The following is a 19888-nucleotide window of genomic DNA, read 5'->3' on the forward strand; positions in this document are numbered from 1 at the left end:
GCAAAAGCGGTCATCTTTCGCTCTCTAGCCCCCAATTCATATCCCTTTGGGCATACCCTTCGGGAAGCATAATGCCGCCACCCAGCAAAATATCGCCGTCGTACCAAACGGCAGCTTGACCGGGTGTGACGCTCGATTGCGGTTCGTCAAACACCACACGCACACGATCGCCCTCTAATGGCGTGATGGTTGCAGGTACGGCTGGCGATCGATAGCGAATTTGCACCTCTGCTCGGATAGGGGCAGTGGGTGCGGCAATGGAAACCCAGTTGAGGCGCTGCACCGTACAGTCCGAGGCGAGGGTCGCATCACGATCGCCGACAATCACGCGATTCTTGGCCGCATCCAGTGCCACGACATACAACGGTTCGCTATGGGCAACGCCCAGCCCTTTACGCTGCCCAATGGTGTAGTGATGCACGCCTTCATGCCGTCCCAGGATATTCCCCGACTGGTCAACAATATCGCCTTGCTGAGGCGTGATGTATTTGTCTAAAAACGCCCGCATCGAACCATTCGCTTCCACCAGACAAAGATCCTGGCTTTCGGGTTTTTCAGCGGTATGCAACCCAAAGGCTGCTGCAACGCGGCGAGTTTCGGTTTTCGGCTGTTCTCCCAAGGGAAAAATCACCCGCTTTAACACGTCTTGTGACAAGTCATAGAGAAAATAAGACTGGTCTTTGGTGCGATCAAGCGCGCGTAGAAGCTGATAGCGTCCGGTCGCCTCATCGTAGCGAGTGCGGGCGTAGTGACCCGTCGCAATGCGATCGATGCTCAGTATCTCCTGGGCATACCGCAGCATAGGGCTAAACTTGACCGCTTTGTTGCACTGCGAACAGGGCAGGGGCGTAATACCTGTGCCATATCCCGCTACCAAATAGTCCACAATGTTCTCTTGAAACGACTCGCGGGTATCCACAATGTGGTGAGGAATGCCCAATTGCTCACAGAGTTGAGCCGCATCCACCATGCCTTCTGAGCAGCACTGCCCTTTGCCCTTCATCAACCATAGAGTCAGCCCCACGACTGAGTAACCCTGGTCGTGCAGCATGGCAGCGGCTGTTGAACTATCGACTCCCCCAGAGAGACCTACCACAACGTTTTTCATGGACAGCGAACCCAAAATGCGTGCAAGAGATTGCTTCTCTAGGCTAACACCCACAAGGGCCTGACGGCGATCGAGCAAGGTGATGGTGGATTAGTACAGGATTCAGTTGCCCTGTGCTTTCAGATGCGTGTGCTGGATAAAGCTCGGCTTATGCGGAGATTAGGTCAACTTCTAGCTGAACAATCGCTCAGCTAGAAGAAACCGTGTTGATACCGTTAGGATACAAGCGAAACGATCAGTAGAGTAAGCTGATACCAATTTGAATTGAAAATGCGACACATCCTGTAGGGGCAAGGCATTGCCTTGCCCCTACCCACCAATTGATCTGTAGCCGTCATTCTTTTAATGGGTATGACACACTCATTTAAGACCATCGAAGACTTATAAATGAGGTATTCGATGGTCACGAATGAAGATGAGAGACTCTCGAATGAACATGCGGTACCTTATTCACCCGTATCTGAGGCTCATTAATGAGTATTTGAGGCTCATTGATCAGCACTTGAAGGCTCATTCACCAGCATCCTGCAGGCATTAATGAGTATCTGAGGCTCATTCACCAGCATCCCGGACTCATTTACGGACATCATGAAGCTCATTTCCGATCATCTGAGAGTCTTTAAAGAGTCTTGAAGGCTTGTGAAGGACGATCGAGGCCATAACGACCCGCTCAACGCCGTCTCCTCCTGCGCCTCAGAACTTCGACAGACTGTCTTTTGACGGGGTGGATAGTCAGGTGAACAATGGGGTTGCTGATGCTTCATTGTTAAAAGGGGAACCGCTGTGAAAAAACTGCTTTGTGCTGCAATCGCGATCGTCATCGGGATGATGCTCTTTGTGCGTCCTGTATTAGCAGACGCTGCAACAGATCTCACCGCTCAGGGGGCAAAGATTTTCAGTGCTAACTGTGCGGCCTGCCATCAGGGGGGAAATAACGTTGTCTCTGCGAATAAGAACCTTAAGTCAGCCGCGCTGAAGCAGTATGGGATGGATTCGACCGATGCCATCATTACTCAGGTCACTAACGGGAAAGGTGCCATGCCATCCTTTAAAGGTCGTTTGAAGGAAGAGGAGATTAAAGCTGTTGCCGCTTATGTGTTAAACCAGTCAGCAAAAGATTGGAAGAAGTGAGGCCATGACAGATTGGTTGCTGGTCATGCTGCTGGGTCTGCTGGGCAGTTTTGGGCATTGTGTGGGGATGTGTGGGCCTCTCACTGCTGCGTTTGCCCTTTCACAGTCAGGGTCGCAGCAAGCACCAACTTGGCAGCAACGGCTTTGGTTTCATGGGTTGCTCAATCTGGGTCGCATTACAAGCTACGCATTGGTTGGTGCGGGCATTGGAGCGTTAGGTTCAGTGTTGGTGGCGGGAGGACAACTGGCAGGCGTTGGTAGTGGGTTGCGGCAAGGGTTGTCGATCGCCACTGGTCTCCTGCTGATCTGGATGGGACTCACACAAATCAACCCCAAACTGCTACCGGGCATTCCCCTACTCCATCCCATCCTTAAAGGTGGCCTACATGAGCGGTTGAGTGCGGGGATGATGAAGCTCTCCAGCCACATGCACTGGTGGACTCCTGCACTACTCGGCATGACGTGGGGCTTGATTCCCTGTGGTTTTCTATATACCGCACAGGTCAAAGCAGCGGAAACAGGTAATGCATGGCATGGCACTGCAACAATGCTGGCCTTTGGGCTGGGCACGGTGCCTTCGATGCTGGGGATTGGCGTTTCGACCGCTTTGCTGAGCCGCAATCGCCGCAGCCAGCTTTTTCGCATGGGTGGCTGGGTGACGCTGACGATCGGCCTGCTCACCCTCCTCCGCACTGATGAGATGGTGGATTATACGGGCTATGCCGCTTTGTTCTGCCTGATGCTGGCGCTGATTGCTCGTCCCGTCAGCCGTCTGTGGTCATTGCCGTTGCGCTATCGTCGGGCGCTGGGCGTTGGTGCCTACGTTCTATCACTGGCGCATACCGGGCACATGTTAGACCACACCTTTGAGTGGGATTTACAGGGGTTAGCCTTCATGCTGCCTCTGCAACAGATCGGCATTTGGGCAGGCGTTGTCGCTGTCGGGTTGATGACACCACTGACGCTCACGAGTTTTGATGCGATCGTGCAACGGCTGGGTCGTTACTGGCGTTGGCTGCACCTGTTGAGCGTTCCGGCACTGCTTCTTTGCGCCATACACACGGTATTAATTGGTTCGAGCTATCTAGGCGATGTGGACTGGACAACCTCAAATGAACTCCTGTCTGTGCTCTTGGGGCTGATCACGCTGATCGTTCTCTGCATTCGTTCTCGTTGGAGCTGGTTTCTCGTAGGGCTTGGCAACGTTTATGCACCTCCAAGCAAGAAAAATGAGCTGACTGGGACTTAACGTTTGACAGCGTGTCTTTTGACAACCGCGATCGAGTCCCACACAATCAGAAACGCTGTCTTTGCAAGGCAAGCGTCATTCACCATTTGTTTGTAAAACACCCTGTTTGGAGACGTTTTATGCCCCGCTTTAGTCAGTTGAGTCATTATGCTGGCTGGATGCTATTGCCAGCCCTGTTGGTCGCGCCCGTTCTGGCCCACACGGTCAAGGTTAATGGTGATGTTGCTGCCACGTTTCATGTCGAGCCGCGCCATAATCCTGTTGCTGGTAAGCCCTCACTCGCGTGGTTTGCCCTTACCCGGAAGGGTGGGCAGTTGATCCCGCTATCTCAATGCAACTGTCAGCTAGAGGTCTATCCCATCCCACATACAGAGGGCAAAACGCCTCCGCTACTCAAGCCTGCTCTGAAGACGGTCAATGTCGATCGCTATAAAGGCATCATCGGAGCGACGATCGCCTTCCCAAAAGCAGGGCAGTATGAACTGGAGTTAAGCGGTACAGCGAAATCGCCAGCAACCTTTAAACCGTTTACGCTGTCTTATACTGTCACGGTGGGCGGCAATTCTAGCCAAATGCAAATGCATCACTGATAGCGCGGAGGTGAGAGGTGGTAGATACAGCATCCAGTTTGAATGGTTGAGGTCTGCTACTGTACTTTCGCCACTCTTTCCTCCGCCGAGATTATCAGCAACTGTTTTTGGCTCTACTAGACCTTGCCATACCGTTCTCGTTTCTCTGTAAAGAGGTTGTGGTTAAGCGCTAGTACGCCTGAAGTAGGGTAAGGCAAAAAATAGGGCACATTAAAGGGGTCTACAGCTTATTCTCCTTGCGCCCTGGTTAGGCCGTTGCTATGCAAGTACCAAACGCCCCAGAAAATGAAGCCGCACGCCTTCAAACTCTTAGGGCATTGCACCTCCTTGATACACCACCAGAAGAACGCTTTGACCGCCTCACCCGCCTTGCTAAGCGCCTTTTTGGTGTTCCGATCGCCCTGGTCTCTCTGGTAGACATGAACCGCCAATGGTTTAAGTCTTGCCAGGGGCTGGCTGTTAGTGAAACGCCACGAGACGTGTCCTTCTGTGGTCACGCAATTTTAGGCGACACTCCTTTTATCGTGCCTGATACCCTGCTGGACGATCGCTTTCACGACAACCCGCTGGTACTCTCTGAGCCATGCATTCGCTTCTATGCAGGTGTACCGTTGCGGGTGCATGGCAGTAAGTTAGGCACACTGTGTCTGATTGATCGCGACCCACGGATGATGAGTCAAGAAGACCAGGCGCTACTGCTAGACCTGGGACACCTGGCAGAGCAAGAACTCGCTGCTGTACAGTTAGCAACAATCGACGACTTGACGATGCTCTCAAATCGGCGAGGGTTTCTCGCCTTAGGCTGTCACACCTTGCAACTGTGTCAGCGGTGGCAGCAACCAGCCACTCTCTTATTGTTCGATCTCAACGACTTCAAAGCAATTAACGATTCTTATGGTCATTCTGAAGGCGATCGGGCGCTGGTTACCTTCAGTCAATTATTGAAGGACACCTTTCGAGAGTCTGATGTGATTGGTCGATTGGGCGGCGACGAATTCGTGGTGCTCCTTAGTCAGACTGACGCGATCGCCAGTGCTCAGAGCTTAAGACGGTTTGACCAGGCGCTAGCAGAGAAAAACAGGGCGGCTCGTGGCTATACCCTTGCTTACAGTGTGGGGCTTGCGACGGCTGATCCACAACAACCACAGTTATTGGATGACCTTTTACAAGCAGCAGATGTGCGTATGTATGCTCACAAGCGGGCGCAACAGTTGGCTGCCTCAAGGCTCTAGTACAGCGCATCAAAAGTTCTGCAACGTTGGTTGCAAGAGTGCTGATACCGATTTAAAGAATGACGGCTACAGATCAATCGGTGGGTAGGGGCAAGGCAACGCCTTGCCCCTACAGGATGTGTCGCATTTTCAATTCAATAGGACTTACGCATTTGCCCCCAACCCCCAAATCTGGGGGCTTTAATGGACTCGGTTCCCCCAAAGTTGGGGGCTAGGGGGCGAATTTGACAGCTTTTGCGTAAGTCCTGTTCAAATTGGTATGAGTGCTGTAGCTTGCTGCCGCTTTGCGGTGGACTGAGTGCTGAGGACTGAGTAGCGCTCAAGCCTGTTGCATCATTTCTGTTTCAGAACACTAGTGCTTGAAGATTGGCGAGAAAGCATTCCTCGCTCACGCTACATCTCCTGCTTTCATTGCAACTGAGAACCCCCGATCGCCCAACGAAACTCTCCAACGCGAATCATAAAATCCCATCACAACAACTTGCCCATTCTTGGCTAAGGCTACACTAACTGTCAAAAGACAGACCGTCGAATTGGAGGGGGAAAGGTAGAAGGCAGAGGTATAAAGGATGAAGGCTAAAAAGCGAACGGTTGGCTCTTTTCTTCCAACTCAAAACCCAAAACTCATTTAAAGTAAATCAACAGATTCAGCCCCGGAATCGTGCGCGAGAGCGTCCACAGTAGGAGGGCGATGTAGAGAATGCCCAGTCCCCACTGATACCAGACGATCGCGGTGATGTAACCGGGGAGATGTTCATCGCGCAGGCGAATGTCGTTGAAGCCAAACTTGAGCAGATTGTTGAGGCTAAAGTCAAAATAGTTGAGCCAGCTCCAGCGACGATCCCACGAGATGGGGAGATACCGTTCGCGGAACATCTCAAAGCGCGGAATGGTGGGTAAACGTCCGATGAGAATGCGGAGTTGTCGCAGCGAACCTTCTTCGGTGAAGTAGCTCACATCCATCATGGGATGATAGCGCCCCTCTTTGTAGAGCCGAAAGAGCAGGAAAGCGGGCACCGGAATGATGAGTGCGGCAATGCTGGAAAGCGTTAACCAGGGTCGATCGGCGGCTCGAAAGATGGAAATCAAGCCCCAGAACGATAGGGCGCTAAACAATGTCAGCACCCAAATGGTTTCGGAGACGGTGGGCAGAATGGGCTTTGGGGTAAGGCGTCGCCATCGATCGATCAACCAGAACAGCACCCCAAAATACGCACTTGCGACCAATCCCACCCCAAAAATGAGCCAAAAATCGGTGCCATAGCGTGTCAGCAGCAGTAATTGGCTTAACCCTAACCAGCTTAAACCTGCGGTTAGACGGTTGAGCGCTTCTAAACTCGGTGGCACGGCTTCTTTGGCGATGATGCGATCGCGCACGTTGATGTAGGTCGCCAGATCCACACTGCCCACAATCAGCAGATCTGCTGTGTTCCGAAACGGCTGTTGGGCACGACGCTGGACGATCGCTTCTGCCTGTGTTTTGGAGAAGCCCACTGCCATTAACTGAGCTAGTGGTGCCGTGTTGATGTTCATGCCCACCAATTGCTGATGCAGTTCTCGTAGCCGCAACCGCTCTCGCATATACTCCAACTGGTTGGCATCAGGGATCTGCTCCAAGCGTCGAAAATTTCGCACCAGTTCTCGCAGTAGGTTTTCGTTGCCTTGTAGCGCTGGCACGGAGATCACACGGCTGATCTGGCCTGGATTACCGATAATCTTGGCGCGATCGGAGTCAAATCGCAGTCCCGGCACATTCAAATACGCGCCCTTGGCAAAGCCCGTATAGCCAAACTCAGCGCGATCGAGAATGGAAGCCCCACGCAAATTCACCGGACGGTTAAACTGCGCTTCGCGGAACAGCACCGTTTTTTCAAACACCGCGTCTGTGAGAAAAAACGACTGGTTAAACGTGCCCTTGGTAAAAATCGCCTGATCTTGCCAGTGAGCCTGAGCAAAGTCCGCATTGCCCAACCACTGCACCCGCATAAAGTTCGTCGGCTGCTGAAACAACGCCTGATTGAAGTTTGCTGTCGCCTGAAATTCACTATTCTGAAAATTCACCGCGCCCAACCACTGCGTCTGTGTAAATTCTGCCCTGGCAAAGAAAATACTGCTGCGAAACCGGGCATCCCGTTCAAACGTTGCCCCTGCAAAGCTCACATGCTGACTCAAACGGGCCTGTGACCAATCCGCCAACTGGGCAAACTGCACACTTTGGGCTTCTACCCGATTGAGAAAGAAGGTGTTGGTAAAATCAGCAAATCCGGTGAAGCGCGTCTGAATCAGCTTCAGTGGCCCACGAAAGACCGTAATCTGTAGCGGTGCAGGCGGCGTTCCAGCATCGGGGGTAGACAGCAGCGACTGTGATAGAGTACTCAGGCGTGACAAAAGCCGCCGATCGCGCTGAAGCTGCTTTTGCTCAGCGGGGGTAAAAATCGGTGACAGTGATTCTCCGTATAACGGTGCCCGTAGCCCCAGTTGGCTGATTTTAAACTCGCCCTGGATTTGGGAATAGCTGAGGTCAAGACCAATGGGCGTACCCGGTCGCTGAAGTTGTCCCTGCACCAAACCATAAAACTGATCGCGAAAGGTCGCATTTTCGGGACGTAAATCGATCGTCAAACGGCTCAAATCCAGAATGCGCCCCCCTTCGCTCTGCATCGGATTCTTCAGCCGCTCTTGCAACAACTCCAGGGTCAACGGCACGCGGTCGGGCTGTGCGATCGCGGCCCACAGTGGTTGAGGCAAGCTAGTCAACGTGATCACTACCCAGGCAAGCAGCAACAGCAAAGAGTAGAAAGGGGTTCGAGACACTACGATCGCTCTGGACGGGCTGCTACCAGAATACCGATAACCGTGCCGATGTGGACGCCGCCGCGCATATCCCATGCAGCAGATCGCTATGCTCGTCTTTTTTCCTAAAGAACTTATAAGTAGGGGCTGGTTTACTCCGCCAACAAAATTTACACTGAACGGGGCCTTTATTTCTGAAAAGGTCCTTCGTTCTTGCTGAAACTGCACGCGATCGTCTGTCTTTTAAAGAGAAGGGATGCTGCTTGCTTTAAATTTTTAGCTTAAAAGCAAAAAAATGATAAACACTGTTGCTGCTATTCAGAGTGACTTCAAAGTCGGTGGATACGTAAACAGGTAGATTACGCGCATTGACTCTGTCATACATATCTACTTCGGATTTTCATCATTCACCTAGTCGGAGATTTTTTGCGATGTTTGGCTTTCTAACTAACTATCGGCTCTTACAAGCAGAGCTTATAAAACTGGAGCAGTCAAAGACAGAGTTAAAAGCCTTGCCCATGCATGGCAAACAGTTGGAGAAGGTCGAACGCAAAATTGCTATCGTGAAAGCTAAAATGAGTGCGCTATACACTGAAGCGCGCTCTTTAGGGCTGGAAGCGTCAGTAGAGGTGCTATCGCCACAAGGAAATGAAGCCAGTAGGTTCGACGACTCGATCGCGCTGGTTTGCTCCGCCGACGAACCCTACGCTATGCCCATGACGGCGATGCTCTGCTCGGTGTTAGCAAATCTTAAGACGAACGCTCCGTTGCTGATTTCAGTGATAGATGGTGGTATTCGGTCAGCCACAAAGCAAAAGGTGCTGCGATCGCTTCAAGCTCAAAAGGTACCGTTCCGTCTGAACTGGCTCAAACCAGACCTTACCTTACTACAAGGCTTACCGCTGAGCTACCGTTACACGCTGGCAGCATACTACCGCCTGCTCATCCCCGAAGCCTTACCAACTCATCTCAACAAAGTAATTTACTTAGACTGCGACATGATTGTGCAGGGAAACCTGGCAGAACTCTGGCAGCTAGAGTTAGACGATTATTATGCCCTCGCCGTTCAGGACGACTACCAGCCGCTAGTTTCCAGCCGTGGAGGCTGCGGATTACGCAATTACCAGGCACTCGGCTTGAATCCAGAGCAACCCTATTTCAACTCTGGGCTGCTGATCATTAATCTCAAAAAGTGGAGAGAGGAAGCGATCGGCAGGCAGGTTTTGGAGTTTTCTAGACAGAACTGGATGTATATCCAGAATGCTGACCAGGATGGCCTGAACGCTGTGTTTCGGGGAAACTGGGGGCGACTTGATGAGCGGTGGAATCAGATGCCACAGATCTACACGTATGCCTCCTGGCAAGAAAGCCCTTATGACGCGATCGCCTTTCAGTCCTTACGAGAAACTCCCCATATCGTTCACTACACCAATGCGCCAAAGCCCTGGCAGCATCAGTGTGACCATCCAGCTAAAGCCCTGTTTTTTGCCTATCTAGACCAAACCGCCTGGAAAGGATGGCGCGATACGCTACTGCGGCGCGTTGTTAGAAAGATTAGAAAGAGCCTTTCTGCTTCCAAAAAGCGACTAAACCCGATCGCAGCACTCACAGCAGAAGTCAGGAGTCAGGAGTGAAAAGAGCTACAAAGAAGGCTTTTAGGCTTCGAGGTGTACTTCATTCGGCTGTAAACGGCTGTATTGAAGCTATGTAGCGAGTGAATGGAGTGTGATTAAACTTGGGGCTGCAAGCACTCAGGGCTATCGTGCTTTGGACTATTGACGATATCGCTGACCGGATATCCCTTCATAGCACCAGCGTCATAAGGATGCAAAAGTTGCTGCAAAGACGCAGCAGACGTGGTTGAGTCGAGCCATCGATCGTAAGCGTCGGGGGCAAGGATCACAGGCATGCGATCGTGAATGGGTTCCAACAGTTCATTCGCCTGGGTTGTAAGAATGGTGCAGGTTTCAACGACATCATCGTCCTGCTGCCAGCGTTCCCATAGTCCTGCAAAGGCAAACGGCTGTGCTGACGCTAACTGAAAGTAATAAGGCTGCTTTGTTTTGCGATCGAGCCGCTGCCATTCATAAAAGCCATCTGCCAGGATTAAGCAGCGTCGTTGTTTGAACGCAGCTCGAAAGGATGGTTTCTCGGCAGCGGTTTCGGCGCGAGCATTGATCAGCTTTGTGCCAATTGTTAAATCCTTTGCCCAACCTGGCACTAGCCCCCACCGCAGCAAACGCAGGCGTAATGATTGTGTGGGTGATGCGGCGATCGCGGCCACCCGTTGAGTCGGCGCAATGTTGTAGCGCGGTGTCCACTCTGGCAATGCGTCTAGCTGAAATGCCTCTGCTAGTGTTTCCGCCGATGCTGTTAAGCTAAACCGTCCGCACATGGGCTTCCGTCGCAGTGATAAGGCTTGCGGTGCAGTGCACACCGTCTAAACCTTACTACTTCAAACTTACCAAATCCCCCACCTCTAGCCAGATTTAAGCTGCTCCTAGTACAGAATCAATGGGAAACCCAACGGCCTTCCAGGCAGGCATACCACCCCGAATTTCAGAGACGTAACGATAGCCCACTGCACGCAGTCGATCGGCGCTTTCAGCCGTTTCTTCATCCGTTTCACCGTAGACGTAGAGATCTCGGTTAAGCGGGAGGCTTACCAGTGCTCGATCGGTTAATTCATCCACTGGCATGGAAATTGCACCAGAAATGTGGCTGATGTTAAACAACCTGCGATCGCGGACATCCAAAATGGTCAGCGCCGGATTACCCCAATCAAGGCGTGTTTTGAGATCGTAAACCAGCGATCGTGGCTGTAATGGGGGTGGAAGCGGAATAAGGCCAAAGATGTGGTGCATGAGTATGAGTTGCCAGCAATACCTGAAATGTAACAAGTTAATTTACAGTTTGCAAAAATTTGTGCTGAAACGTTTACAAATTCACCCTCTTATGGATCTTTTATGCAGGGTACGTTTAGCACTCCATCATCTGTGTTCTTCTCCGGCCACTTTCTGCTCGATCGCTCCCCGCGTAGTGCTAACCGAAAGAGTAGTGTTAACTGGAAGAAGTGTCTTAAGAGAAACAACTGGTGTTGAACTACGACCTCATTGTTTGCGGAGCGGGGCCATCTGGCGCAATGGCAGCAGCAACGGCAGCCCAGGCGGGTCTCAAAGTAGCGTTGCTTGAGAAGCGCACCCTACCGCGCCATAAAACCTGTGGTGGTGGCACCCCAATGGTGATGCAAACGCTGTTGCACGAGTTAGTACCAGAAGCCTTTGTTGAAGCCAATGTCGCCTCGTTGCGGCAAACGTGGAAGTTTAGCGATCCATACCTGACAGCGATTAATCCGCCGCAGGTCGATCGCCCGCTGTCCATCTGGATGATGCAGCGGTCTATTTTTGACAATGCGCTGGCACAGAGAGCCGCCAAAGCTGGTGCAGAATTGCACGATGGTTTGGCAGTGCGGGCGATCGACGTCGATCAGGATGGCGTTCGCGTGCGTGCTCAGGCCATTAAACCGAATGGCGATCGCAGCAAAGGTGACGCATGGGTCGCAACGGCACGGGTTGTGATCGGGGCAGATGGGGCGAATGGAGTCACTGCGAAAGCCGCAAACCTTCGACAAAAGCCGACGATCGCCTTGGGGATGGAAGTGGAGCTACCGCACACCTGGGGCACTGGGCATCCCGATCTGCGTCCAGAGGTGGCTCATCTGGAATATGGTGCGATCGATCGTGGCTATGCCTGGATCTTTCCCAAAGCCGATCATTTAAATGTCGGTGCGGGGTTGTTTCGTCCCAATGGTCAGGATGCGCGAAATGTTCCTCACATTCGGGAAGCACTGCAACAAACGATCGTTGATTATCTGGAGGCGATGCAAGTACCCTACGATCGCGCTCAACTTAAGTTTCATGGTCATCCGTTACCGCTGTGGGGCGGCAAAGAACCACTGAACACAACAGACGGACGCATTCTGCTGGTAGGCGATGCCGCAGGGTTGATTAATCCTGCCTTTGGGGATGGCATTTTGTATGCGGCTAAAAGCGGCATCATTGCAGCCAATTGCGTCATTAATGGCACCACAACTACCTACAGCGATCGCATTCACACAGAGTTTGGCAATAGCTTTGATGCTGCCCGCAGACTGGCCTATTTCTTCTATCAATACCCTAAGTTGTTCTACCAATACGGCGTGAAAAATCCCAGAGCCGCTCACATTGCCACTCAACTACTTGCCGGAGAAATACCTTTTGATTCCATTCTCGGTCGTGCATTCCGTCGCGTTGGTACGGGTCTATTGAGTAGTTTTTTACCAGGAAAGATGATGCGATGAATGGTTAGCGGGGGCCAGCAGCGATCGCGGAGTTCGCCATTTCAACTAAATCTTGCTGCTGTTCTCCCCTGCCTTTTATTCGATATAACACTCCTTGATATTTCCACTCAAGATAGGAAACACAGTAAGTACCACAGCTCTCACTGAAAATACCTTCGATGCCGTTTGCTAACTGAATAGCTCTAAACGTATCTTTTAGTAGCCTTGACGAGCTGCTAAAAGCTCCATTCTTATGTGCTGAGAATCCATCAAAATCTCTTGTTAGCGGTCTCTTAATGCACGATCCGGAGAACTTATTATAAAAGCTGTAACCACTTTTATCCGCACGACAAACCTCATAGTGAAGGTAGTGAGGTAAGCCGAGTATCGTACTAGGAAGTAAGATGGGAACTTCAGTCTTAGTTCTAATTTTTGGTAGGATTTCATTAATGGGAAAGGGACTTCCAACAAAAAACTTGTTCTCATTCTCTGGTAGCGGTCGAAACTTTTGCACGTAATTTATCCACGTTGGAATTCTTGAACCCGTAATATTCAAAACCGGAATCGCTTCCTTTCCTAAACGCATAATAGGGCGATCGCTTTCTCTCGTAAAGCGACCATTTTCATCCAAAGGTGGGCGAATCGCTGTTTGCTCTGTTTGACTGAAGCCATAAGCTGTTACGATTTCACGGGCTAATTTGCAGGCTATTATGAACCGCCCCATATCAACATTTCCATTTGCCGCTTCATAATGCCAGGTAAAGCCCTTAAGTGTACGACGAGCAATGTTTTGCTGGCAGAGATAATGCGTTACTTCAAACATTTTGGCGACGTGAATATCGTACCGCCGCAGTTCTCCACCATAGGCAGAGATTGTAGTGTCTTGATCCGGCACTGTAAGCTGAATCGATTGCCAGGGATCTTCAGGAAACTTGGTGGGAAACCAGTTCCACCAACGGAGGTCTGTGATGGGAAAGTCAGGGGCAGCGGCGAGGCTGGGTTTGGGTGTCCAGGGAACGACCATCAATGTTGCTACACATGCTGATGTCGCCCATGCCACGAACCATCTTACTGCTCTCATACCCGCTACCGTGCTGCTTAAATTAAGCTATAGCGTATCTTCTACTGGAACGGAATACTGGAGTCAGCAGGTGATTAGCCATTCGCTCTTAAAAACCGTTCCAATTGCTTCTGGATTTGCTTGCTGAAGCGGTGTATTAACCGAGATTCCTTTTACAACCCTGCTTCTTCGTATGCGTGTTTGGAAACTAAGTTGGTGGAAAGTCGCGTTATTGGGTAGTACGATCGCCCTTCTGGGCTGGGTTAGCTGGCGTTATGCTGACCAACGCAGACCGACCCTGGTAGCTCTCAATACTCAAACGGGTAAGTTGCAATGGGTGCATGCTCTCACCGCAGACGCAGGGTACAGCAAAGGGCCGATCGCGGGTGATGGGAAGGTTTTGCTTGGCTTTTGCAGAGAGACCGCTGAGCAGCGGTGTGGTGCTTACCAGCTTCAAGCTTTTGATGCCCAATCGGGAAAGCTGCTTTGGAGCGATCGACCCGCAGGGCGCTACGATCCCTACGAGATTGCATCCAATCAATCGGCCCTGCTGCAAGACAATCAACTTTACCTTCAGCTTGAGGAGGAGTTGCGATCGCTCGATCCGGCAACGGGCAAGCAACGCTGGGCGATACCGCGACGATGGTTTTTTGCGCCTGCGGGCGTGTGGCACGGTATGGGATTCATTAGCCACTCTGATGCTGTAGCAATCATCAACCTCGATGGTAAACAGCAACAACTGCAAACGCTTGATCCCAAAACAGGCAAGCTGTTGCAACAGACCAAACGATCGTTCGACAAGCTCACAGCCACCCAAAATCTGATTGCCGCGAACGATCGCACCCTGTTTTTAGAAACATCGGGATTGGTGCCAGCAGATGTTCCAAACACCTTTTTTGATAGTGGCACATCCATTGTTACCGCTTACGATCGCAAGACGTTAAAGCCGCGCTTCCGCACAACCATTCAAGGCAATATTTCCCATCTACAAGTTGCGGGTGAAACATTACAAATTCGCACCGCCAGTCAATACGATGGACAGAAACAAACGATCGTGACGGGAAAAGTTCTCGCTGTCAGTACCACTTCCGGACAAATACTTTGGCAAAAAAACAGGGCGCAATTGGGCTGTCGTGAAGATGGCTACTCCTGGCGAGTGGATGCAGACACCGTGTACCTCAACTGCGATCGCAATGGTCGTGTCCGGTACAAGTCGCAGGAGAGCAAAATTGTGGCGCTGCCTGCCCAAACGGGACAGGTCAAATGGCAAACACAGATCAGCCCGGATCGCTATTCCTACAATTTGCCCAATGCTGTGAGTGCTCAACAATACTTTACTTTTCGCCTGGTAGGAACGGCAGACAAACGGCAAACGCAAGCGATCGCGCTCGATCGTCAAACCGGAAAATTACTCTGGGCGTTTTCTCTTTTCGACCCGGAAGCTAAATATGTGGATACTTTTCAATCCGTTGTAGCTGCTGAGGGCGATCGCTTCTTTTTCCTCGATTCGCTCTCTCGCTGGCAACTATGGCTGCTGCAAATAAACCGCAATTGGTACTTGAAACAGCCTCTTTCTGTCAGTAGTTAAGTCAATGGCAGCGTTCTAATCGTTCTCATCGAACTAGCGTGGCCCAGCAGCGATCGCGGAATTCGCAATTCTAGCCCACCACTCTTGTTGCCCGCCCTTTCCACCGATTTGATACAAAACTCCCTGATATTTCCACTCAAGGATAGAGATACAGTAAGTACCACAACCCACCTTGTAAACACCATTAATACCGTTTGCCAACTGAATCTTTCTGAATGTATCTTTTGGTAGCCCTGAAGGTTTGCTAAATGCTCTATTTTTGGATGCTGAGAAGAAGTCAAATCCTGCCATCAATGGTCTCTTACTACACGGTGTGGCGACCTTGTAACACAACCTATAACCATTGGAATCAACGCTGCCAACTTCATAGTGACGGTCTAAAGGTAGGTCGAGTACGGTACTAGGAAGCAAAATATAGCGATCCTATTTGGATTGTGAGAAAGGATTCCACTGGAATCCTTTCTCACAAAGCCTCTCAATCTCACAAATGATTTAGGATTGCTATAGGTACTTCAGTTTTGTCTTTGATTTTTGATAAGACTTCGTCAGTAGGAAAAGAATTTTCAACGAGAAGGTGTTTCCAAGGATCTGAGGCTGGTTGAAACGTTTGCACATAGCTCATCCATGTCGCCACTTTTGAACTCGTAATATTCAAGACGGGGATGGCAGGTTTTTTTACACCAATGATGGGGCGATCGTTTGCAATCATAAATTGCCCATTTTCATCAAAAGGTAGGTTAATTTCTGTTTGTTCTATATGACCCAAACCGTATGCCGTGATGATTTCACGGGCTAGTCTACAAGTAATTTTGAATCGCCCCATATCAACATTTCCATTTGCTGCCTCATAGTGCCAATCAAAGCCTTTGAGGGTACGACGAGCAATATTTCGCTGGCAGAGGTAACGCGTCACTTCAAACATTTTGGCAACGTGAATATCGTATCGCCGTAATTCACCACCATAGGCAGAGATTGTGGTGTCTTGGTCGGGCACAGTGAACTGAATCGACTGCCAGGGGTCGCTGGGAAACCAATTCCACCAGCGTAGTTCTGTGATGGAAAAATCAGGGGCAGCAGCGAGGCTGGGTTTAGGTGCCCAGGGAACGACCATCAGTGTTGTCATCGCACATGCCGATGTTGCCCACGCCAGTACCCGTTTTACTGCTTTCATACCCACTATCGTGCTGCTTGAATTAAGCTATAGCGTATCCTGACTTGTTAGAAACGCCTAGCTGTATTGCCCAGGCTTAGCTTCCGTTATCGATGGGAACCCAAGAAACTGCGCTAAGATCCACTTGAGCAGTCATCATGGCAGGCCAAACACCCGATCACTCCACTGCAATCGAGCAACAGCAACAGCAAGATGCAGTAGTCGCTCAAATCCACGAAATTTTGTTGCTAGTGGCTCAACGGCAAGACCGCAACGCCGCTTAGAGTGAAGTAAAGACGATCGCGATCACTGAACTGTGGGCACTGATGCAGAAGCGTTACAACGGTAATCACAATGCCTAACCGTTCTCTAAACTTTGAGATGTACTCTTTCATATGCTGATCGATATGGTGGCAGCTTCTCAATTAACTAACGGCCTTGCTCTCGGTACGCTGCGGAAGGTGCATCACGTTGCCTTTAACGTGAAAGATATGCAGGCATCCCGCCAGTTTTACGGGGCATTTTTAGGCCTGCATGAGTTGACAGGTGATGAGGTGCCCAGCACTCTTAAAGCTCTAGTCGCTAAAGGTAAAGTGGCTAATTTTGTCACACCCGATGGAACGGTGATTGATTTATTTTGGGAGGCAGATTTAGAGCCACCCCATACCGATCCGTATCAACAATTCACACGCGCGAATCATCTGGCGTTTGATGTTGCGCCTGAAGTGTTTGATCAGGTCGTTGCGGTACTGCAACAGAGTGCGGTGACGATCGATCACGGCCCCGTTACCCGCCCCACTGGACGCGGCATCTATTTTTATGACCCCGATGGCTTTTTGCTGGAGATTCGCTGCGATCCTTGAGGTCGAATGACTAGATTCTCGCTGCTCAGGTGGAGCCACTTCGCGATCTCACAAACGCCTCTAACCGCTCCATGCCTTTCTCGATGGTGTCCATATCCGTGGCGTAAGAAAGACGAATATGATCGTCAGCACCAAAGGCGATACCAGGAATGAGGGCGACCTTTTGCTCATCCAATAGAGCATCACAAAATTCCAGCGAGGTTATCCCCGTTTTGGCAATGCTGGGCATCACGTAAAATGCGCCGTTTGGTTTGGCACAGCTTAAGCCCGGAATCGCATTGATGTAATCAAAGATGGCTTGACGACGCTCGGCAAACGCAAGCCGCATGGTTTCTACACAGTCTTGAGAGCCTTCGAGGGCAGCGATCGCGCCCCACTGTGCAAACGTACATACATTTGAGGTGCTATGCCCTTGAATTGATGTAGCGGCTCGAATGATCTCCACTGGCCCTGCCAGGAAGCCCACACGCCAACCTGTCATCGAATACGCCTTGGCAAAGCCACTGCTGACGATCGTACGTTCGTAAATTTCGGGACTGAGTGCACCAATGCTGACATGCTTTGTATCGTCGTAGACTAGCTTTTCATAGATTTCGTCTGAGACAACGAAAATGTCATTCTCCACCACCACTTCAGCTAGTGCTGCCAATTCCGCTGGTGTGTAAACCATTCCAGTGGGGTTGGAGGGCGAATTGATAATAAACAGTTTGGTCTGTGGCGTAATGGCTTGCTGAAGTTGAGAAGGCGAGATCTTAAACTCGCTTTTCTCATCGGTATGGACGATGACAGGCGTACCGCCTGCCAGCTTTACCATCTCCGGGTAGCTCACCCAGTAAGGCGCAGGAATAATCACCTCATCACCTGGCTCAATGAGCGCCAGCATCAGGTCAAACAGAGAATGCTTGCCGCCATTCGTGACGATAATATTTTCTGCGCCAAAACAAAGCCCATTGTCTGATTGCAGTTTTTGGGCGATCGCGGCTCTTAGCTTGGGTTCACCCGCCGCAGGGCCATAGCGCGTTTTGCCACTGTCCAGCGCTTGCTTGGCTGCTGCCACAATATGTTCAGGGGTCGGAAAGTCAGGTTCGCCAGCGCTAAAGCTGCAAATATCCACGCCATCGGCTTTCAGTGCCTTCGCCTTCGCATCGATCGCCAGGGTGAGTGACGGAGTGACCTGCTCAACGCGCTTCGCCAGTTTCATGCTACTTTCAGAGCCTTTCTTGCCGTATGTTTCTGCTGTGATTACGTTCAGAATACCCCAGTTGCCGTTGACCGCGCATCGATTTTACCGGTTTGTTAGCGAACCACCATCCAACAAAAAGGCTCCCGCCAGTAAGGAGGAGCCTTTCGATTGTTTCACTGTAGCGTCAGCAATGCTTTAACCCTAGTCAAGGTTAGGCATCGATAGTACGGGTTCAGTATCGCGATCGATCCCCTTCTCAAAGCCAGCCACCGCAGCGCGAGCACGACCCGCGTGCCAGAGGTGACCCACCAGGAAGAAGAAGCCCATCACAAAGTGGAAACATGACAGCCAGGAGCGAGGCGATACATAGTTGAAGGAGTTGATCTCCGTCGCCACACCACCTACAGAGTTCAAAGAACCCAGAGGCGCGTGCGTCATGTACTCAGCCGCCCGACGTGCCTGCCAGGGTTGAATGTCGTACTTGATCTTGTTCAAATCAAGCCCGTTGGGCCCACGCAGAGGCTCCAGCCACGGACCCTGGAAATCCCAGAAGCGCATCGTCTCACCACCGAAGATGATTTCGCCAGTCGGAGAGCGCATCAGGTATTTACCCAGACCCGTTGGGCCTTGAGCAGATGCCACGTTCGCCCCCAAACGCTGGTCACGAATCAAGAAGGTCAGTGCTTGAGCTTGAGAGGCTTCAGGCCCCGTCGGACCGTAGAATTCGCTGGGGTACGCCGTGTTGTTAAACCAGACAAAGCAAGCCGCGATGAAACCCATTAAGGACAACGCACCCAGGCTGTAGGAAAGATACGCCTCACCAGACCAGATCAGGGCGCGACGTGCCCAGCCAAAGGGCTTGGTGACAATGTGCCAAATGCCGCCTGCAATCAGGATCAGCCCCAGCCAAATGTGCCCACCGACAATATCTTCCAGGTTGTTGACGCTGACAATCCAGCCATCGCCGCCAAAGGGAGACTTCACCAAGTAGCCAAAGATGACTGCGGGGTTAAGCGTTGGGTTTGTCACCACGCGAACGTCGCCGCCGCCCGGTGCCCAAGTATCATACAGACCGCCGAAGAACATCGCCTTTGCCACCAGCAAAAACGCGCCCAGCCCAAGCAGGATCAAATGAAACCCGATGATGCTGGTCATCTTGTTCTTATCTTTCCAGTCGTAGCCGAAGAAAGAGGAATAGTTTTCCAAAACTTCAGGGCCACGCACAGCATGATAGATGCCGCCAAAACCAAGCACAGCAGAGGAAATCAGGTGAAGCACACCGACAACAAAATACGGGAAGATGTCAATGACTTCGCCACCCGGCCCCACGCCCCAACCCTGGCTAGCCAGGTGAGGCAGCAAGATTAAGCCCTGCTCGTACATGGGCTTCTCAGGAATAAAGTGGGCGACCTCAAACAGAGTCATCGCGCCAGCCCAGAAAACGATCAGCCCAGCGTGAGCGACGTGAGCACCCAGCAGCTTACCAGAGAGATTAATGAGGCGAGCGTTACCGGCCCACCAGGCAAATCCAGAGGATTCCTGGTCGCGGTTGCTGCCGACGATGTTACTAGAGAGCGTTACCACGTGGGAGTACCTCTTCGGGGAAGCTAAAGTGTTCATGGG

General features: G+C 51.3%; 20 protein-coding genes. 11 read left to right on the forward strand and 9 right to left on the reverse strand.

The features are described from left to right. Positions 1–10 precede the first annotated feature (10 nt). Positions 11–1162, reverse strand: coding sequence for a tRNA 2-thiouridine(34) synthase MnmA (gene mnmA, locus AC5JLP_RS11500; protein WP_496068094.1), 1152 nt, complete (start codon positions 1160–1162; stop codon positions 11–13). 15 nt (positions 1163–1177) lie between these two features. Here mnmA and AC5JLP_RS11505 point away from each other — a divergent pair, with 15 nt between their 5' ends. From AC5JLP_RS11505 to AC5JLP_RS11525, 5 genes are all read left to right on the forward strand, one after another. After that, the gene (locus AC5JLP_RS11505) at positions 1178–1303 is read left to right on the forward strand and encodes a type II toxin-antitoxin system PemK/MazF family toxin (RefSeq protein ID WP_496068095.1); all 126 of its coding nucleotides are present in this window, start codon (positions 1178–1180) and stop codon (positions 1301–1303) included. Between the two features lie 588 nt (positions 1304–1891). Continuing rightward, entirely contained in the window at positions 1892–2239 is a 348-nt protein-coding gene (petJ, locus tag AC5JLP_RS11510; protein ID WP_496068076.1) for a cytochrome c6 PetJ, read from the forward strand. A gap of 4 nt (positions 2240–2243) precedes the next feature. Beyond that, positions 2244–3488 carry an urease accessory protein UreH domain-containing protein gene (locus AC5JLP_RS11515; protein WP_496068077.1) on the forward strand — a complete coding sequence of 415 codons (1245 nt, stop codon included), beginning with the start codon at positions 2244–2246 and terminating at the stop codon, positions 3486–3488. Positions 3489–3607: 119 nt separating this feature from the next. Then, positions 3608–4078, forward strand: a complete 471-nt coding sequence (locus tag AC5JLP_RS11520; RefSeq protein ID WP_496068078.1) for a hypothetical protein — start codon at positions 3608–3610, stop codon at positions 4076–4078. A 260-nt stretch (positions 4079–4338) separates the two neighbouring features. Continuing rightward, positions 4339–5310 (forward strand): GGDEF domain-containing protein, encoded by a 972-nt coding sequence (locus tag AC5JLP_RS11525; RefSeq protein WP_496068079.1) that lies wholly within the window; start codon positions 4339–4341, stop codon positions 5308–5310. Between the two features lie 624 nt (positions 5311–5934). On the opposite strand, the gene AC5JLP_RS11530 is transcribed toward AC5JLP_RS11525, so the two are convergent. Then, positions 5935–8124, reverse strand: coding sequence for a helix-hairpin-helix domain-containing protein (locus AC5JLP_RS11530; protein ID WP_496068080.1), 2190 nt, complete (start codon positions 8122–8124; stop codon positions 5935–5937). A 410-nt stretch (positions 8125–8534) separates the two neighbouring features. Here AC5JLP_RS11530 and AC5JLP_RS11535 point away from each other — a divergent pair, with 410 nt between their 5' ends. Then, positions 8535–9737 carry a glycosyltransferase family 8 protein gene (locus tag AC5JLP_RS11535; protein WP_496068081.1) on the forward strand — a complete coding sequence of 401 codons (1203 nt, stop codon included), beginning with the start codon at positions 8535–8537 and terminating at the stop codon, positions 9735–9737. A 95-nt stretch (positions 9738–9832) separates the two neighbouring features. On the opposite strand, the gene AC5JLP_RS11540 is transcribed toward AC5JLP_RS11535, so the two are convergent. After that, on the reverse strand, positions 9833–10540 hold the full coding sequence (locus AC5JLP_RS11540; protein WP_496068082.1) for an SOS response-associated peptidase: 708 nt from the start codon (positions 10538–10540) through the stop codon (positions 9833–9835). Positions 10541–10592: 52 nt separating this feature from the next. After that, on the reverse strand, positions 10593–10967 hold the full coding sequence (locus tag AC5JLP_RS11545; protein ID WP_496068083.1) for a rhodanese-like domain-containing protein: 375 nt from the start codon (positions 10965–10967) through the stop codon (positions 10593–10595). 230 nt (positions 10968–11197) lie between these two features. Between AC5JLP_RS11545 and AC5JLP_RS11550 the strand changes: the two genes are divergently transcribed. Next, positions 11198–12442 carry a geranylgeranyl reductase family protein gene (locus AC5JLP_RS11550; protein WP_496068084.1) on the forward strand — a complete coding sequence of 415 codons (1245 nt, stop codon included), beginning with the start codon at positions 11198–11200 and terminating at the stop codon, positions 12440–12442. A gap of 4 nt (positions 12443–12446) precedes the next feature. Here AC5JLP_RS11550 and AC5JLP_RS11555 read toward each other — a convergent pair whose 3' ends face one another. Further along, complete coding sequence (locus AC5JLP_RS11555; protein WP_496068085.1) at positions 12447–13316, reverse strand: hypothetical protein; 870 nt, start codon at positions 13314–13316, stop codon at positions 12447–12449. A gap of 73 nt (positions 13317–13389) precedes the next feature. Between AC5JLP_RS11555 and AC5JLP_RS11560 the strand changes: the two genes are divergently transcribed. Next, positions 13390–13629, forward strand: a complete 240-nt coding sequence (locus tag AC5JLP_RS11560; protein WP_496068086.1) for a hypothetical protein — start codon at positions 13390–13392, stop codon at positions 13627–13629. Positions 13630–13674: 45 nt separating this feature from the next. Then, the gene (locus AC5JLP_RS11565) at positions 13675–15069 is read left to right on the forward strand and encodes an outer membrane protein assembly factor BamB family protein (RefSeq protein WP_496068087.1); all 1395 of its coding nucleotides are present in this window, start codon (positions 13675–13677) and stop codon (positions 15067–15069) included. A gap of 33 nt (positions 15070–15102) precedes the next feature. Here the strand turns inward: AC5JLP_RS11565 and AC5JLP_RS11570 are convergent, their stop codons facing one another. Together AC5JLP_RS11570 and AC5JLP_RS11575 are read right to left on the reverse strand one after the other, a co-directional pair. Next, positions 15103–15360, reverse strand: a complete 258-nt coding sequence (locus AC5JLP_RS11570; RefSeq protein ID WP_496068088.1) for a hypothetical protein — start codon at positions 15358–15360, stop codon at positions 15103–15105. 190 nt (positions 15361–15550) lie between these two features. Continuing rightward, positions 15551–16240, reverse strand: coding sequence for a hypothetical protein (locus AC5JLP_RS11575; protein WP_496068089.1), 690 nt, complete (start codon positions 16238–16240; stop codon positions 15551–15553). 137 nt (positions 16241–16377) lie between these two features. Here AC5JLP_RS11575 and AC5JLP_RS11580 point away from each other — a divergent pair, with 137 nt between their 5' ends. Together AC5JLP_RS11580 and AC5JLP_RS11585 are read left to right on the forward strand one after the other, a co-directional pair. Beyond that, positions 16378–16503, forward strand: coding sequence for a hypothetical protein (locus AC5JLP_RS11580; protein WP_496068090.1), 126 nt, complete (start codon positions 16378–16380; stop codon positions 16501–16503). Positions 16504–16614: 111 nt separating this feature from the next. Next, entirely contained in the window at positions 16615–17082 is a 468-nt protein-coding gene (locus tag AC5JLP_RS11585) for a VOC family protein (protein ID WP_496068091.1), read from the forward strand. A 25-nt stretch (positions 17083–17107) separates the two neighbouring features. On the opposite strand, the gene AC5JLP_RS11590 is transcribed toward AC5JLP_RS11585, so the two are convergent. Together AC5JLP_RS11590 and psbC are read right to left on the reverse strand one after the other, a co-directional pair. Then, complete coding sequence (locus tag AC5JLP_RS11590) at positions 17108–18283, reverse strand: pyridoxal phosphate-dependent aminotransferase (protein ID WP_496068092.1); 1176 nt, start codon at positions 18281–18283, stop codon at positions 17108–17110. A 183-nt stretch (positions 18284–18466) separates the two neighbouring features. After that, positions 18467–19849 (reverse strand): photosystem II reaction center protein CP43, encoded by a 1383-nt coding sequence (psbC, locus tag AC5JLP_RS11595; protein ID WP_496068096.1) that lies wholly within the window; start codon positions 19847–19849, stop codon positions 18467–18469. Positions 19850–19888 lie beyond the last annotated feature (39 nt).

It is taken from the genome of Stenomitos rutilans (assembly GCF_059505485.1).

Excerpts from the sequence above, each read along its gene's own strand:
- AC5JLP_RS11535 (WP_496068081.1), top strand. The coding sequence starts at position 8,535 with ATGTTTGGCTTTCTAACTAACTATCGGCTCTTACAAGCAGAGCTTATA.
- AC5JLP_RS11560 (WP_496068086.1), top strand. The coding sequence starts at position 13,390 with ATGGGAAAGTCAGGGGCAGCGGCGAGGCTGGGTTTGGGTGTCCAGGGA.
- AC5JLP_RS11570 (WP_496068088.1), bottom strand. The coding sequence starts at position 15,360 with ATGGCAGGATTTGACTTCTTCTCAGCATCCAAAAATAGAGCATTTAGC.
- AC5JLP_RS11525 (WP_496068079.1), top strand. The coding sequence starts at position 4,339 with ATGCAAGTACCAAACGCCCCAGAAAATGAAGCCGCACGCCTTCAAACT.
- AC5JLP_RS11590 (WP_496068092.1), bottom strand. The coding sequence starts at position 18,283 with ATGAAACTGGCGAAGCGCGTTGAGCAGGTCACTCCGTCACTCACCCTG.
- AC5JLP_RS11580 (WP_496068090.1), top strand. The coding sequence starts at position 16,378 with ATGGCAGGCCAAACACCCGATCACTCCACTGCAATCGAGCAACAGCAA.
- AC5JLP_RS11520 (WP_496068078.1), top strand. The coding sequence starts at position 3,608 with ATGCCCCGCTTTAGTCAGTTGAGTCATTATGCTGGCTGGATGCTATTG.
- AC5JLP_RS11545 (WP_496068083.1), bottom strand. The coding sequence starts at position 10,967 with ATGCACCACATCTTTGGCCTTATTCCGCTTCCACCCCCATTACAGCCA.
- AC5JLP_RS11515 (WP_496068077.1), top strand. The coding sequence starts at position 2,244 with ATGACAGATTGGTTGCTGGTCATGCTGCTGGGTCTGCTGGGCAGTTTT.
- AC5JLP_RS11565 (WP_496068087.1), top strand. The coding sequence starts at position 13,675 with ATGCGTGTTTGGAAACTAAGTTGGTGGAAAGTCGCGTTATTGGGTAGT.
- AC5JLP_RS11585 (WP_496068091.1), top strand. The coding sequence starts at position 16,615 with ATGCTGATCGATATGGTGGCAGCTTCTCAATTAACTAACGGCCTTGCT.
- AC5JLP_RS11575 (WP_496068089.1), bottom strand. The coding sequence starts at position 16,240 with ATGAAAGCAGTAAAACGGGTACTGGCGTGGGCAACATCGGCATGTGCG.